The sequence below is a fragment of the Halobacillus sp. A1-3 genome (assembly GCF_050971765.1).
GTDB classification, from domain to species: domain Bacteria; phylum Bacillota; class Bacilli; order Bacillales; family Halobacillaceae; genus Halobacillus; species Halobacillus mangrovi_B.
Genome location: NZ_JBPCEO010000010.1, coordinates 1 through 14,165, shown reverse-complemented (window position 1 = coordinate 14,165; position 14,165 = coordinate 1). Strand labels below are relative to the sequence as shown.

Sequence of the window (14,165 nt, the reverse complement as noted above, 5' to 3'; positions counted from 1 at the left end):
TCATGTTTTGAACCGAACCTTGCAGCGATAGATCGGCTGTCCTTTTTCAGAGAACTTTTCTTCATATTCAGTAGGAACATTTAAAGGGTCATCATCCGCATGTAAATCTACGGAAACCTCTTCTAAAATCATGCCATACTGAGAGAAGCTTACAAGCGAATACTCAAAAAAACCTTTGTTATCCGTTTTAAGGGTAATCTCTCCATCAGCAACAAGCACATCTTTATATTGATCTAAAAACGTATGGAACGTTAGTCTTCTTTTTTCATGCTTATTTTTAGGCCAAGGATCTGAAAAGTTCAAGTAAATATGATCCACTTCGTTTGTATCAAATAAGTCACGAAGATCTTCGGCGTCTTCGTTTACAAGCCTAGCATTTCTCGTTTCAGCATTTTTTACTTTCTTCAATGCACCGACAATAACACTTTTCACCCGTTCAATTCCAATGAAGTTAAGTTCCTCATGCTGCTTACTCATGCCGGCAATAAATTGACCTTTTCCTGAACCAATCTCCAAGTGAAGAGGCTTAGATGGGTCATTAAATAGTTCTTTCCACTTTCCTTTCCATTCAAAAGGGTCTTGGACAACAATGTGATCATTCTCTCTCATAAAGTCGTCTGCCCAAGGTTTATTTCTTAAACGCATGGTTAAAATTCCTCCTCCTACCGTTAAAATATTACCATGAATTCGATTGTTTTTTAAAGTTTTTATAAAAAGGGAGGGATATGGGTGAATAAGCGATTATATCCGTCTATTAATGATGATGCATGAGTTATTCAAATACTACCCTTTCCTTTCCCTACATATTCTGAAATATCGTTCATGAAGGGGGTTGGGTTGTAAACGCTTTCTAAGATACGATATGAATCATGTGATACTAATACGAATTGGAGTGAAGCCAGAAACATGAAACTTATTACAAAAACGTTTGAAATGACTGTGCTAGCCACTTTCTCTGTACTATTTGCAGGATACGCACTATTTATATATCCATTTGAGAAATTAAGTGAAATAATGAGTACTGAAGTTCGTGAGAAGAAATTAAAATATACACCAACTATCTCCTAAGGTTAGAAAAACCGTTGCTAAATTAGCAACGGTTTTTTTTCTATTAATTACTCTGATAAAAGATATTTATTCTATAGACTTAATTTCAAAGAAATTAGGTTTGTCGTTTTCGCTTTTCTTTATCATGGCCGGTGCTTGAAGTCAGGAAATGGTTCGCTATCCGTCGGTATTTGGTGAGTCTCACCGGTCATGATCATTCCCCAGGAGACTCTCGCCAGTTCCCTGGCAGGAAAGAAAGTCGTTTTCCAGGCCACCCTTCCCTTCCTCTTACACCATAACGGACTCCAAATAAATCACGAATTCAAGTCTTCAAGCTTTTGTAGAAGACGTAAACTTCTATATAAAAAAGCTTTATCAGTAGATATTATGAACGTTCATCATATTTTTCAACTTCCTGATCCGAATGGATGATTCGTCATATTCGCCTCTCATCTGATGCCACTGGATAAAAGAAAGAGCTTGCGAAACTGCATACCATACCATTCGGTTATATAAGTCCTCTTCAGGCTCTGTCCCATATTCCTTAAGCCAATCTTGCCAACTTTCTACTGGGATATAAGAATAAAGCAGCATTCCCAAATCAAGAGCAGGGTCCGCAACCATAGCATTATCCCAATCAATCAAATACAATTGATCAGAAGAAGAAAGCAGCCAATTGTTATGATTGGTATCGCAATGGCAAACCACATGAACATCGTGGCCCACTTCATCCACATGGTTTTCAAGAAATTTGATGGCATGGTGAATTTCAATTCTAGGATCTATTTGATTTAATACATTTTGGTTTTCTTGTATATCTTTTAGAATTTCTGTTGGTGTTAATGGCTGTTTTCCTAATCTCATAAGCATATCGAGAAGTTCTGTAGAATGATGAATTTTGCTTAACAATGCAGCTACACGTGGGTGCTTCATCTCTTCAGGGTTCAACTCGCGTCCTTCTAACCATTCCTGTGCTGTAATCACATCACCGTTTTCTAACCGCTTGGTCCAAACAAGCTTGGGCACAATTCCCTCTGCAGAAAGGACAGCAAGAAACGGAGAAGAATTTCTCTTAAGAAATAATCTCTTCCCCTCTGTCTGCGCATAATAGGCTTCTCCTGTCGAACCGCCTGCTGGTGTAATCGTCCAATCACTTCCAAGAATATGTTCCAACCAATTCACCTTCAATTCCTCAAATCTTCCTGTGATTACATTACATCACGTCGTTATCGTCTTTCAGTATATCGTACTTTGGGCCTGTTCCAAAAGATTTGGTATCTACCCATGCACCTTAAATTAGATTAACTTATCCTTCTTGTAAGTTTCAAGAGTTTTCTCTTACCCCGACAGGAAGGTCCTTTTCCTACTACTCTTTCTTATCTCACATTCTTTGCATTCTCCACTCTGTCCATCCACTTGATAGGACATCGTTTCATGAGAGTTAATTTTTACCGTTTCCACTTCAAAAACTTTCACTTCTTTTAGTTTTGTATGCAATCCGAGGAAAACGGTAAAGAAAAGCGCGAGTATTTTCCATTTTGATATCTGTTCAATGACAAGGACTTGAAACCCCGAATTACGGATATCCATTTGAGGGGTGATTTTCATTCCTCCGCCATAGTATGGATGATTAGTTACAGTCACCATTAAAGCATTCGAATATTTTCGTACTTCCCCATCGAGATTTAGTTCAAAAGAAATAGGATTATATCTTCTCAATAATCGGAGGAGTGCTATAGTATAAGTATATTTATGTAATTGAACTCTTCGCATCCACTTCCTGAACTTCGGACGGTTTGCCAATGCCACAATTTCTCCATCAAATCCAAAGCCTATACTGTTTGCGAAGTAGCGCTTCTCCCATTGGCAGTTTAGGGTAGGTACAAAAACTCCCTGGTTACAATGCAATCTTCCTGGGTTGTTTATCATCTTTCGGAATAACGCCACACCCTTATTCTCTAATCCTATCCCCCTGCCAAAATCGTTCCCTGACCCAGCTGGGATGAAACCAATCGGAAGAGACGGTCTAGTTTTTGTTCCATTGATAACTTCATGTAAGGTTCCATCACCTCCGATCACAAGGATGCAGGAAAGGGTTTCCTGATGAATTCGTACGACTTGTCCGGCAATTTTTTCTGCATGACCCGCGTACTCAGTAAAAAAAGTCCGGCAATTCTTATCCCTATATAAAGAGTCCTTCTGCACTTTTTTGATAAGCTTCTGAGCCTTTCCAAACCCAGCTTTTGGGTTAACAATGATAATATTCATCAGGCATGCCTCCTATTTTTACTTTCTATTCAATATGCAATCTATAACTATTTGATTATAGTAATATCAAAGGAGGCTTTACTTTGTACTGAAGATCACCATCTACCTGAAAAAGGAACTTATTCTTCCATAAGCTCCTTTTTTACGTACAATTATTGGAAAGAAAATAGATTCTTTGGTCCTTTGGTTTTCAGTAGTAGAGACTGTGGTCTAACGTCAGAAACTGGTGGCTGCTTTTTTCAAAAAGTGCGTGAATGCCTTTACTCTTATTACTTTTACTCCTCCTTATTTAGAGAGATATGAGCAATCGCTTCATATTTTGGGTTCTGCTGCGGGTGAATGCGAAAGATGGAAAAATGATCGATTAGCATTGAATAGGACTCATCCAATAAAAGATCATAACTTTCAAGAGCAAGAGGAGACATACCCTCAGCATTCTTTTTTGCCAAAGTAACGTGCGGACGGTACGTTCTTCCTTCCGTCTGGAAGCCAAGCTCGCTTCCAATTTTCTCAACTTCTAATTTGATTACTTCTAATTCTTTCGGCTTTTCAGCATCCGCGTAAAAGACACGCGGTTGTTTAGGATTACCAAAATAACCAGCTGGACCGATAGCTATCCGGAAGGCTCCGGGCCATTCTTCGTTCATCAGCTTGTTTTTATATACATCAATGGTTTTATCGGAACAGCCTCCTAAGAACTTTAACGTAATATGAAAGTCTTCTTCTGACGTCCAATCTTTATAGTTCATAGACTTTGCAAGCACATTTTGCCATTCAGTCAATTTAGTCCGGATAGATTTTTCCACTTTTATTCCAATGAAATAGTGCGCTGTCAAGCTACTTCCTCCTTACTTGCTAAATTTGTCCACCTAGAGACGACCATGACCAGCAGAATTCCTATAATTGTCATTCCAGCAAAGAAGCCATACATCCCTGTGACACTCCAGACGTCAATCAATACGCCTCCGATAAAAGTGAAGAATGCATTTCCCAGTCCATTTCCTACTGCGGAATAAAGCCCAACGGCCGTTGCCCGTACATTATCAGGAGCCAATTCCCTAACGAGGATGAGAGCTGCTGGAATGTAAAGACCAACGGATATCCCTTGTACAATCGTCGTTGCATATACTACCTCACTTGAGGGTTCAAAAAAATACAAAAACCACCTGCCACAAGAGACGAATGCACTGATCATAATGACAGAAAGGACGCCAAATCGATTGATGACCTGCTGCGAAAACTTCATAAAAGGGGCTTCGCTTCCAGCAGCTAGTAAGAAGGCAATTCCTACTCCTGATAATGTCCCTCCAACTGAAAGGATGAACGTCCCAAAATAATAATTGTTCGCTAAGACCGGTCCAAAGATTAGGAAGTTTGAAACTAGAAATAACAAGAATGGTTTTTGTCTTACAAGAACCTTCAAGCCTGCTCGGAAGGAAACCGTAACTTCATCGGCTCTCTTAGGAAATTGAAGCAGCGCAATTATGCATAAAAGAAGACCAGAAGAAAAGAAATAAAAGATCCAATCGAGTGACCCTGTTGCTTCCGTTACCCTACCTAAGATGAATACCGATACAGCAAATCCTACTGCTCCCCATAAACGGATATTGCCATATTCTTTCCCGTTTTTTTGAACAAAATTCAAAGACAGGCTGTCTGATAGCGGAACGATCCCAGACTGAAATATCGCTATACTGATAATCCCAATCAGTAATACAGGAAATACTTGCAGGATTGGATAAAACAAGCCCAAGATACTTGCAGCAAGTGCTGCAATCATTAGCAGTTTTTTTGGTCTTCTTGTATAGTCACTGATCATTCCCCAGATGGGTTGAATGAAGATCGTGACTAAAGGTAAGGCTGCGATGACTATTCCAATCTGTGTATGGTTGAGTCCCTTCTCTTCTTCTAAAAACACTGAAAGCAAAGGGAATAATGCTCCAAAGCTAAAAAATGTAAAAAAGTAGAACAGTTGAATAAATCGATACGTTTTTTCTACAGGTGGGTGTGACATAATGGTGAACCTCTCTATTTCATTTATCTCGTCAATTCATAGATGGAAGCAGCGTAAATTTCAATCGCTTTTAACATATCTGAAAGAAGCACATGCTCATCCTTTTGGTGAGCTGTATCAGGACTAGAAGCGAATAGCGCACCATAGGCTACTCCCGCCTTAAGAGCTCGTGCATATGTAGCTCCTCCGATAGAAATTGCAGACTGTGCTTCATCCGTTGCGTCATTATAGACCCGAAGCAGTGTCTGCACAAAATGATGGTCTTTATCCATATAAAGAGCCTTCAAATGATCATAGACTTCAAGCTCTCCTCCATTTTCGTGTGCAGACTTTTTGAGTGTAGACAAAATCACCTCTGGGTCTGCCGAGACAGGGTACCTCAGATTTACCCCTATCTGACACTGATCCCTATTCCAATCAATAGAACCAACGTTCATCGTTAGAGGTCCAGATTCTTTATCGAGCTGTTCAAGCTGCAGCCCGCTACCGTCTGTTTTTCCAACACTTTGCTGAATAGTAGAGAGCAGAGCAACATCGTTATTACTTAGAGGCAACGTTAGTAAGAAAGAAACTAATCCGGTGATTGCATTAACTCCAGTTTCTGGCTTGCTGGCATGTACAGATTTACCTTTTACAATAATCCTAGTCTCCTGGTGACTCTTTTCGAGAGTACCTTCTAATCCATGATCACGTAGAAACTCACGAAATTGAGCATCTAAATGCTTATCAGACCGAACTACTGCTGAAGCTTCATCGGGAACCATATTCAGCCTGTCTCCTCCAGTGATTTTAAGGAGTGCTGGATCAGAATTAGATCCTGTTTCTTGATTTAAGTTGTAGGTCATATAAAAATCCAGCAATCCTTTTTCAGCATGGATGACAGGGAATGTGGCATCAGGCGAGAAACCGAATGCAGGCATTTCTTCTTTTGTGAAGTAATACTCCATTCCCTTCCAATCTCTTTCTTCATCCGTCCCTACAATCAAACGGACACGCTTCTTAGGTTTAAACCCCTGTTCCTTAAGAAGCTTCATGGCGATATATGCAGCCATTACAGGGCCTTTGTCATCCTGAGCTCCTCTAGCATATAGTTTTCCATCCTTCAATACTGGTTCAAAAGGGGGAGTTGACCAGCCTTTACCTGCCGGGACTACATCCAGGTGGCCTAGAATTCCAAGCACTTCCTCACCTTCACCAAATTCAACATGACCTGCTCGTCCGTCTACATTCTTTGTAGTGAAGCCATCCTCTTCTGCAATGCTAAGCATTGTACGAAGAGCGTCATCAATTGGCTTTCCTAATGGGTAGCTTTCACTTTGTTCATACACACTCGGAATCTCCAATAGTTTTGTAACCTTATCTAGAAATTCTTGTTCATATTCTTGACTGAGACGATTCATATTCATGATGAGGCTCCCTTCTTCATAATCTTTTCATAAGTCACTTTGTCACAAACCGCGTAAAGTTCAGCATCTGTTGGGAGAGCATCATCCAGTTTACGATTGATCGCCAAATCATTTCGATCGGCAATGAGTGTAGCCCCATCTTTTAGGAGAGATTGAAAGGCATCACCATAGGTCTTCCAAGAAGAATGAACAGGAACATGATACAAATCTTCTCCTACAGAACGACGAAGCAATTGAGCATAAATTTCAGATACTCCTTTTCGAAAAGCAGAGCGTACAGCAAGTGAAGAAATGGTTTCATTAGAGATGATAAATTCATCAATATGGGCGTGCTTAAAGTTCTTGATATGCTTTTCTTCCATGATTTCAACGACCGTATGAACATTTGAAGCAATGGCTTCTATGGAGGAGGCGATTAACAAGGTTTTTCCGTCAATCATCTGGTCATTATTTAAATGGTCGTCAGCAAAGACCAATACAGCTTTTGCATCAGGAAGATTAGCTTTTTCCAATGTAGCTAAGTCAGAGGCATCGCCTTTTATGTAATGGATATTCTCCTCCAAAAGAGGAGCTTCCTTCAATTGATCTAGGATGACAACTTCTGCTTTAGCGTCTGTTTCCAAAATTTCTTTGACAGCAAACTGGGCTTTGTGTGACCAGCCAATAATGATGAAATGTCCCGATCCTTTGTACACAATATCACCCTCCAAGCGTTTTTTTCTAAAGGTAGCCAGTCCGTCGATGATTTTCCCAATCACTACCCCGATCAAACCAATTCCGACTACGTACAATATAATCGCAATGATTCTCCCTGCTACAGAAACAGGATAATAATCTCCGTACCCCACAGTAGTCACTGTCGTCATTACCCACCAGAACCCATCAAACAGAGTAGGAAATGTATCATTTTCCACTAAGACGATCAAGATAGAGGATAAAATTACAAGAAAGGCGCTTGATAGAAACAACACAGTATTGTTAATTTTAACCATTTTCATTAGAAGTCTTCTAAGAATAACCAATTATTTCCCTCCGACCTTTAAGTTCTTGTAAATTCAGTGAATTATCTGTAAAATCAGTACTTAAATATAGCACTTATTTATACTCTATTGTAGAATGAAACCAACTTCATAGATTCACTGGCACCACAAATTCCAAGTTATGAAAATTAAGGAGTGGTTTTTTGAATCATCCATCATCCCGCATGCTCAACCGTATTAAAGCTGTCTACCTCTTTATTAAAGATCGAGGGACAGTATCGACGAATGAGTTAGCAGATGAGTTCGGCATTACCGATCGAACGATGCAAAGAGACCTTAGTATTCTGGAATATAACGGACTTGTAGCAAGTCCGAATCGTGGAAAGTGGACCATTACTGAAAAAAAAGTTAAAATATCATAAATGATAATAGATCACCCGGAATTGCTTCCGGGTGTTTTTTATTGGCTGGGAAATTTTAAAAATCCCTGTGTATGGTTTTTTTATACTGGTCAACGAGATAAGCAACCCGTCCCGCCGCAGGAAAACCACCTTCCTCTGGTCGTTTTACTTTTTACGTGTCCGGACTTCAAGGGCGCTTGAGTATGTGTCTTTAATCCACGTTTGTAATTGACTTCAAGTATTCGATTTCTTCATCTGTCAATTCACGATATTCTCCTAATTCAAGTTCAGGATCCAACTTCAGTTCTCCTATCGAAACTCGCTTTAAATACGTTACTTTTTTACCGACTGCTTCAAACATCCGCTTCACTTGATGGAATTTTCCTTCAGTAATCGTCAATTCGATTTCAGATTTTTCACCAGAGGTTAGGATCGTAAGCTGACCTGGTTTCGTCTTATAACCATCGTCCAGAGTCACGCCTCTAGAAAATTCCTCTGCATCCTCTTCCATTACTCTTCCATCAATCACCGCATAGTATGTTTTTCCAACATCTTTCTTCGGAGAAGTTAAACGATGGTTTAGCTGACCGTCATTAGTAATTAGCAGTAATCCTTCTGTATCTTTATCCAGCCTGCCGACAGGAAAAGGGTCAAATATATAATCCTCTGGCTGAAGAATGTCAATAACCGTCATCTCATTCGCATCTTCGGTAGCAGAAATGAGATCTCCAGGCTTATTCATCATTAAATAGATGAATTCCTTATATTCGACTTCTTCCCCCATTACAGTAACCGAATCATTCTCAGGATCTATATGTGTTTTTGCACTTTTTTCCGGTTCGCCGTTCACCCGGACATTTCCACCTTTTAATAAAGCTTTTACTTCTTTACGTGTTCCATACCCCATATTAGCTAAGAGTTTATCAATCCTCACTGGAAAACCTCCTTTACCGGCGTTTCAAAAATTTATCTAAGATGCGAACACGTCCTCCAAGAACACGCTCTAGAAGAGTCGATTGATAGGTGAGCCAAAAGTACACGGCTCCTCCAAAACCAATACTAACCATCAAGACGATTAACGCATCAACTCGTTTTTCAATTGGATCAAAGAAGAATCCTAATAACCATTTCATAGCAAATACGCTAAGAGCCATAATTGTTGTAAGAATGACAATTAGCAAAGTCCTTTTGAACAACTGACGATAGGAAAATTCAATGCTTGAGAAAATCCGCCAAAAATTCAATGTTACAGCTGCGGCTACCCCAACACCCGTGGCGATTATCGCTCCTTTTGCCCCAAACATTTGAATAAACCACCAGTTGAAAGCAAGCTTCAATAGAATTCCTGTTCCTAAACTGATGACAGCAAAATTCTGGCGGTTGATGCCTTGAAGAATAGACGATGTAACAGTGTACAAGGCTAAAAAGAGTCCGACTGGTGCATACCAGCGCAGCAGGTCTCCTTTAAAGGTTACATTTTCTACACCATAGAATGTGCCATATGCTTCGATTGCAACCACAGAAAGACCGACAACGGCTGGAATAATAATCAGTGCAATAATTTGCAGCGCCTGATTGACTTGATGATTCAATTGCGTCATTTTTTTGTTCGTAAAGGATTGAGTAATCGCAGGTAGAAGCGCTAAGGATAGTCCAATACCAAATGTAACTGGAATCATGACCAGCTTGTGACTAAGGAAGTTCATTGCTGAAAAGGCACCGTTCGCGCGTTCTCCTAATCCAGCTGCATCCATTGCTTTGAAGAACGTAAACTGATCGATCAATTGATAAAGCGGTGTAGCAATACCAACTAAAATAAATGGGCCTGCATAGCTGAATAATTCTTTGAACATCTCTTTAGACGAAAGACCATAAGTAAATTCTTGCTCGGCCAGCTGCCTGTCGAGATAGGGTTTTCTTTTTCTCCAGTACACAAAAAGGGTAATGCATGACGCGATCCCTCCGACAAATGCGGCAAAAGTGGCAAAACCAATAGCTTGAGCAAGCTCCCCTTGCATGACCTGGATAATAATGAAGACTGAAACAAGCAAGAACACAATTCTTACAATTTGTTCAATGACTTGTGAGACGGCTGTAGGTGCCATCGATTCATATCCTTGGAAAAAGCCTCGAGTAATACTCATTGGTGGAATGACAAGCAAAGCGAAGCTCACCATTCGAATAACCATGGCTCCGTCCTCAACGAGGCCGCTATCCGCACCGAATGTTCTAGCTGCCACTTCTTCTGCTGAAAAGAATAAAAGAAGAAATGCGATCACACCAGTAACAGCCATCAATTGTATACCAGCCTTTAACATTCTCCTGCCTGTCTCATAATCACCAAGACTGTTATACTTAGATACAAATTTGGAGACAGCTACAGGTACCCCCATACTCGATAAACTAAGTAAAATACTGTAGGGAATATAAGCGACAGAGAAAAGGTCCGTCCCTTCCTCCCCTACCATATTTTCAAACGGAACGGTATAAATCATTCCAAGAAACTTGGATAGAAAAGTTCCTGCTGTTAATAACATGGTTCCTTTAAGAAGTTTCGACATATTTATCTATTCACCTTCAATTTTATTGTAGATTCGACCTCATCTATTTTATCATAGATAGAAGGAAAACAATGAACGATCGGATAAAAAGAAAGGAAGTACATCATGACTTATCAAGTAACCGTAATAGGCGGAGGCCCCTCAGGACTAATGGCAGCTATAGCAGCGGCGGAACAAGGGGTAGACACCCTCCTTATTGATAAAGGAAAAAAGCTAGGTACAAAGCTCGCCATCTCAGGAGGTGGCCGGTGCAACGTGACGAACCGTTTACCAGAAGAAGAAGTAATCAAGCACATTCCCGGCAATGGAAAATTCCTTTACAGCCCGTTTTCAGTCTTTAACAACTACGACATTATCGATTTTTTTGAAGGGCTGGGAGTAGCTTTAAAAGAAGAAGATCATGGCCGGATGTTTCCAGTCAGCAATAAAGCGAAGGATGTCGTTCAAGCGTTATTGAACCGGCTGGATGAATTGAATGTAGAAGTGCGTAAATCAACTCCAGTAGAAGCGATTCACTATGGAGAAAATGGCCACCAAATCATACTGAAGAGTAATGAAAAAATTTCAACAAAGGCCGTGATTCTCGCAGTAGGTGGAAAAGCGGTTCCGCATACGGGCAGTACCGGGGACGGCTATGCATGGGCAAAGAAAGCTGGCCATACGATAACAAAACTATTTCCTACAGAAGTGCCGCTAATCTCAAAAGACCATTTAATTAAGGAAAAAACCTTACAGGGCCTTTCACTAAGAGACGTCGATGTTTCCGTACTTAATCAGAAAGGAAAACGCATAGTCACCCACCGGATGGACATGCTTTTCACTCACTTCGGACTATCTGGTCCAGCGATTCTCAGGTGTTCTCAATACGTAGTCAAAGAATTCATGAAAGGGCACAGACCTGTAACTATAGAAATTGATGCTCTACCTGATAAAAATGAGAGCGAATTGTACGAGTATTTCCAAGGACTTGTTAAAGACCAGCCTAAAAAAGCTTTCCGTAATGTAATAAAAGGAATTGTACCAGAGCGTTTATTGGATTACTTGTTGAGTCAAACAAATGTAAGTCATGAAGACAAAGCGGCCAATATCGCTAATCAAACCCTACAATCTCTGGTGCAGCTGCTGAAGCATTTTGAAGTCAACATTCATGACTCTCAACCGATTGAGAAAGCTTTTGTCACAGGCGGCGGAGTATCTATAAAAGAAATTGTTCCAAATACGATGCAATCGAAGTTGATGAACGGACTGTATTTTTGTGGAGAAATTTTAGATATTCATGGCTATACAGGAGGATATAATATTACATCTGCCATGGTTACAGGGCGTGTTGCTGGAATGCATGCCGCTTGGGAATCGATGGGATGAGGAGGAGATTTAGTGGAAGTTAAAAAAATTGACGCAGGAGATACTCTATCAATGCGGCACAGTATTTTAAGGTCGAACCAGCCAAAGGAAGCAAGTAAATACCCAAAAGATTTAGAACAAAATACGTTTCATCTAGGTGCTTTTCACGATAATACCCTAATTAGCATAGCGTCTTTTTTTGATGAGAAAATAGACAAACTAGAAATAGAATCACAATATCGGCTGCGGGGAATGGCCACTCTTCCTGAATGGAGAGGGAAAGGCGCTGGATCACTGATCATTAAAGAGGCGGAATCCATATTGCAGCAAAGAAACGTAGATGTTCTCTGGTGTAATGCCCGGACAAGCGCTGCAGGTTATTACGACCGTTTGGGCTTCAACCAAGTCGGAGAAGTATTTGACTTACCTCCGATAGGCCCTCATGTCATATCTTATAAAAAGATCGAGAAGCTTTAACCGCTTCTCGATCTTCTTTGATTATATTCAATTTCTCGTCCTAACTCCCGATTTAAAAGAACTTGCATTTGCTCACGATCCTCTTTATTCATCACTGGATCAATTTCGTTCCAATCCAAAGAGTAAACCACATAATATCGTCTGATTCGTCTGAAATAAATTGTCGAGTTAGGAAACTTATCGAAATATCCCCTGACCATTTTCCTTCGTGAGTAACTCCACCTTACTAATTCTATATGGATCCCTCCGAACATATATTCGTTAATCTATTATAACGAGAATGTGGATGAATCTCAATCCAAAACTACCAAATTAAAGCAAGTCCCAAATAGCTGAATAATAGACTTGAAGTTATATATAAATAACCATATACCTTTAATGGCTGATACCGATGAGTCATCCCAAACACCCCTGCGATAGCGAGCCAAATAATGATCGCTATAAAACAAATATGCTGTACCGGAGATATTTCTTCCTTTAAGGAAGCTAAATAAAATCCTATAGGTATAAGTATGATCATAATGGCATACTTCCAGTTAAAATATGTATTTCTTTTTCGCTCGAGTTGTACCACGTCATCACCTTCCTATGGTAAGATACTTTAAATTAGTAGGAGGTTTAAGTCCATGTTTACATTTACAGATCGAGTAATAAGAATTTTAACCCTGGCCTCTGATAAACCTATTTCCCCTAAACTTTTCCTGAAAAGTGCGTTTCAAGTTGAAGAAAGTGTCTGTAAAGAATTAAAGAATTACTTGATTATTATTCCTTCTTTAATGAGAGTTTTTGAGAATTCCTCATCTCCAGTTAAGACCCTTTATATTCAAGAGATTGGTCAACCTGTCACACCTACATTTTACCATATTCTAGTTCATGCAAAACAAAGGAGTGAAAAATATAGGCAAGTCTTCATAAACGAAGGCCATATTTTGGAATTCACCCTTAAATACCTTCAGGAAAAGCATTCATGTCTAAGAACACATCAGTTAGAGAAAGCCGTTCAGATTATTTCAAGTGCGAGAGATTTAACCGTGAATCTCGAGCATTTGACTCCTCTGAACGAGTTGAATGTTAATGAGTTTACTGTCCGTATGGCCAAGAAAAGTGATGCTTTATATGTCTTAAATTTTATCAGGAAGCATTTTGGCGAACGATGGTTAAGTTCAGCCTCTAACGCTTTTATCCTACACAGTACCACTCATATTTATATCGCTGAAGACAAGCAATCCTCGATCACTGGTTTTGCTTGTTTTAAACAAACAGGCACGTTTGGTCCTATGGGGGTAGCGTTAACTCACCGTAAGAAGCGTATTGGAGAATTATTAGTCCTGGCGTGTTTCGACCAATTAAAAAAACTCGGGCATAATGAGGTATTAATTGAACAAGCGGGTCCAATAGAATTTTACGAGAAAACGTGTGGAGCAGTGATAAGAGATCCATTACTATAACAAAAGCGCCTACGCCTTGAGAGCACAGACACGCATTTGGCAATCGATTTGGTGGATTGCTATTTTTGTCAACAACGTTAGTCCCTTATGACTAAGGGTGGTTAGGAGCTTGAACTGTATGTAGTCTCACTATGCCAAAAGCTATCTACCACAAATAAATCATAATTTCCTGGAAATAAAGAAAAACGTCTTGGAAATGTCCAAGACGTTTTTAGTGAC

At 39.9% G+C, this 14,165-nt stretch carries 16 protein-coding genes; 4 read left to right on the top strand and 12 right to left on the bottom strand.

Translation table 11 applies throughout. The features are described 5' to 3' along the window. The 8 genes from trmB to ACRYKC_RS16680 form a co-directional block, all read right to left on the bottom strand. Positions 1-645, bottom strand: coding sequence for a tRNA (guanosine(46)-N7)-methyltransferase TrmB (gene trmB, locus ACRYKC_RS16715; protein ID WP_433808396.1), 645 nt, complete (start codon positions 643-645; stop codon positions 1-3). Between the two features lie 545 nt (positions 646-1,190). Next, a complete protein-coding gene (locus ACRYKC_RS16710; protein ID WP_433808394.1) occupies positions 1,191-1,322 on the bottom strand; it encodes a hypothetical protein in 132 nt (43 codons plus the stop codon). A gap of 100 nt (positions 1,323-1,422) precedes the next feature. Next, complete coding sequence (locus tag ACRYKC_RS16705) at positions 1,423-2,229, bottom strand: phosphotransferase (RefSeq protein WP_433808392.1); 807 nt, start codon at positions 2,227-2,229, stop codon at positions 1,423-1,425. Between the two features lie 156 nt (positions 2,230-2,385). Continuing rightward, positions 2,386-3,315, bottom strand: coding sequence for a diacylglycerol/lipid kinase family protein (locus tag ACRYKC_RS16700; RefSeq protein ID WP_433808390.1), 930 nt, complete (start codon positions 3,313-3,315; stop codon positions 2,386-2,388). 275 nt (positions 3,316-3,590) lie between these two features. Further along, positions 3,591-4,151, bottom strand: a complete 561-nt coding sequence (gene thpR / locus ACRYKC_RS16695) for an RNA 2',3'-cyclic phosphodiesterase (RefSeq protein ID WP_433808388.1) — start codon at positions 4,149-4,151, stop codon at positions 3,591-3,593. Next, positions 4,148-5,329 (bottom strand): MFS transporter, encoded by a 1,182-nt coding sequence (locus ACRYKC_RS16690; RefSeq protein WP_433808386.1) that lies wholly within the window; start codon positions 5,327-5,329, stop codon positions 4,148-4,150. The genes thpR and ACRYKC_RS16690 overlap by 4 nt, the downstream gene beginning before the upstream one ends. A gap of 23 nt (positions 5,330-5,352) precedes the next feature. Further along, positions 5,353-6,735, bottom strand: a complete 1,383-nt coding sequence (gene pepV, locus ACRYKC_RS16685; RefSeq protein ID WP_433808384.1) for a dipeptidase PepV — start codon at positions 6,733-6,735, stop codon at positions 5,353-5,355. Then, positions 6,732-7,733 carry a potassium channel family protein gene (locus tag ACRYKC_RS16680; protein WP_433808382.1) on the bottom strand — a complete coding sequence of 334 codons (1,002 nt, stop codon included), beginning with the start codon at positions 7,731-7,733 and terminating at the stop codon, positions 6,732-6,734. Before ACRYKC_RS16680 ends, pepV begins: the two co-directional genes overlap by 4 nt. Positions 7,734-7,918: 185 nt before the next feature. Between ACRYKC_RS16680 and ACRYKC_RS16675 the strand changes: the two genes are divergently transcribed. Then, on the top strand, positions 7,919-8,137 hold the full coding sequence (locus tag ACRYKC_RS16675) for an HTH domain-containing protein (protein WP_085029229.1): 219 nt from the start codon (positions 7,919-7,921) through the stop codon (positions 8,135-8,137). Between the two features lie 190 nt (positions 8,138-8,327). Here ACRYKC_RS16675 and ACRYKC_RS16670 read toward each other — a convergent pair whose 3' ends face one another. Next, positions 8,328-9,050, bottom strand: a complete 723-nt coding sequence (locus ACRYKC_RS16670; protein ID WP_433808380.1) for a pseudouridine synthase — start codon at positions 9,048-9,050, stop codon at positions 8,328-8,330. A 13-nt stretch (positions 9,051-9,063) separates the two neighbouring features. Continuing rightward, on the bottom strand, positions 9,064-10,677 hold the full coding sequence (locus ACRYKC_RS16665) for a putative polysaccharide biosynthesis protein (RefSeq protein WP_433808378.1): 1,614 nt from the start codon (positions 10,675-10,677) through the stop codon (positions 9,064-9,066). 105 nt (positions 10,678-10,782) lie between these two features. On the opposite strand from ACRYKC_RS16665, the gene ACRYKC_RS16660 reads away from it, so the two are divergent. Continuing rightward, the gene (locus ACRYKC_RS16660) at positions 10,783-12,042 is read left to right on the top strand and encodes a BaiN/RdsA family NAD(P)/FAD-dependent oxidoreductase (RefSeq protein WP_433808376.1); all 1,260 of its coding nucleotides are present in this window, start codon (positions 10,783-10,785) and stop codon (positions 12,040-12,042) included. Between the two features lie 51 nt (positions 12,043-12,093). Next, positions 12,094-12,498 carry a GNAT family N-acetyltransferase gene (locus ACRYKC_RS16655; protein ID WP_433808663.1) on the top strand — a complete coding sequence of 135 codons (405 nt, stop codon included), beginning with the start codon at positions 12,094-12,096 and terminating at the stop codon, positions 12,496-12,498. Here the strand turns inward: ACRYKC_RS16655 and ACRYKC_RS16650 are convergent. Beyond that, on the bottom strand, positions 12,495-12,617 hold the full coding sequence (locus ACRYKC_RS16650) for a hypothetical protein (protein ID WP_433808374.1): 123 nt from the start codon (positions 12,615-12,617) through the stop codon (positions 12,495-12,497). The genes ACRYKC_RS16655 and ACRYKC_RS16650 overlap by 4 nt on opposite strands. Positions 12,618-12,802: 185 nt before the next feature. Further along, positions 12,803-13,072, bottom strand: a complete 270-nt coding sequence (locus ACRYKC_RS16645; RefSeq protein WP_433808372.1) for a hypothetical protein — start codon at positions 13,070-13,072, stop codon at positions 12,803-12,805. Positions 13,073-13,124: 52 nt separating this feature from the next. On the opposite strand from ACRYKC_RS16645, the gene ACRYKC_RS16640 reads away from it, so the two are divergent. Next, positions 13,125-13,946, top strand: a complete 822-nt coding sequence (locus ACRYKC_RS16640; protein ID WP_433808370.1) for a GNAT family N-acetyltransferase — start codon at positions 13,125-13,127, stop codon at positions 13,944-13,946. Positions 13,947-14,165 lie beyond the last annotated feature (219 nt).

What these genes read in the sequence shown, in the direction of transcription:
- trmB (WP_433808396.1), bottom strand. Translation starts at nt 645, where the DNA reads ATGCGTTTAAGAAATAAACCTTGGGCAGACGACTTTATGAGAGAGAAT.
- ACRYKC_RS16700 (WP_433808390.1), bottom strand. Translation starts at nt 3,315, where the DNA reads ATGAATATTATCATTGTTAACCCAAAAGCTGGGTTTGGAAAGGCTCAG.
- ACRYKC_RS16690 (WP_433808386.1), bottom strand. Translation starts at nt 5,329, where the DNA reads ATGTCACACCCACCTGTAGAAAAAACGTATCGATTTATTCAACTGTTC.
- pepV (WP_433808384.1), bottom strand. Translation starts at nt 6,735, where the DNA reads ATGAATATGAATCGTCTCAGTCAAGAATATGAACAAGAATTTCTAGAT.
- ACRYKC_RS16680 (WP_433808382.1), bottom strand. Translation starts at nt 7,733, where the DNA reads ATGAAAATGGTTAAAATTAACAATACTGTGTTGTTTCTATCAAGCGCC.
- ACRYKC_RS16665 (WP_433808378.1), bottom strand. Translation starts at nt 10,677, where the DNA reads ATGTCGAAACTTCTTAAAGGAACCATGTTATTAACAGCAGGAACTTTT.
- ACRYKC_RS16660 (WP_433808376.1), top strand. Translation starts at nt 10,783, where the DNA reads ATGACTTATCAAGTAACCGTAATAGGCGGAGGCCCCTCAGGACTAATG.
- ACRYKC_RS16655 (WP_433808663.1), top strand. Translation starts at nt 12,094, where the DNA reads ATGCGGCACAGTATTTTAAGGTCGAACCAGCCAAAGGAAGCAAGTAAA.
- ACRYKC_RS16640 (WP_433808370.1), top strand. Translation starts at nt 13,125, where the DNA reads ATGTTTACATTTACAGATCGAGTAATAAGAATTTTAACCCTGGCCTCT.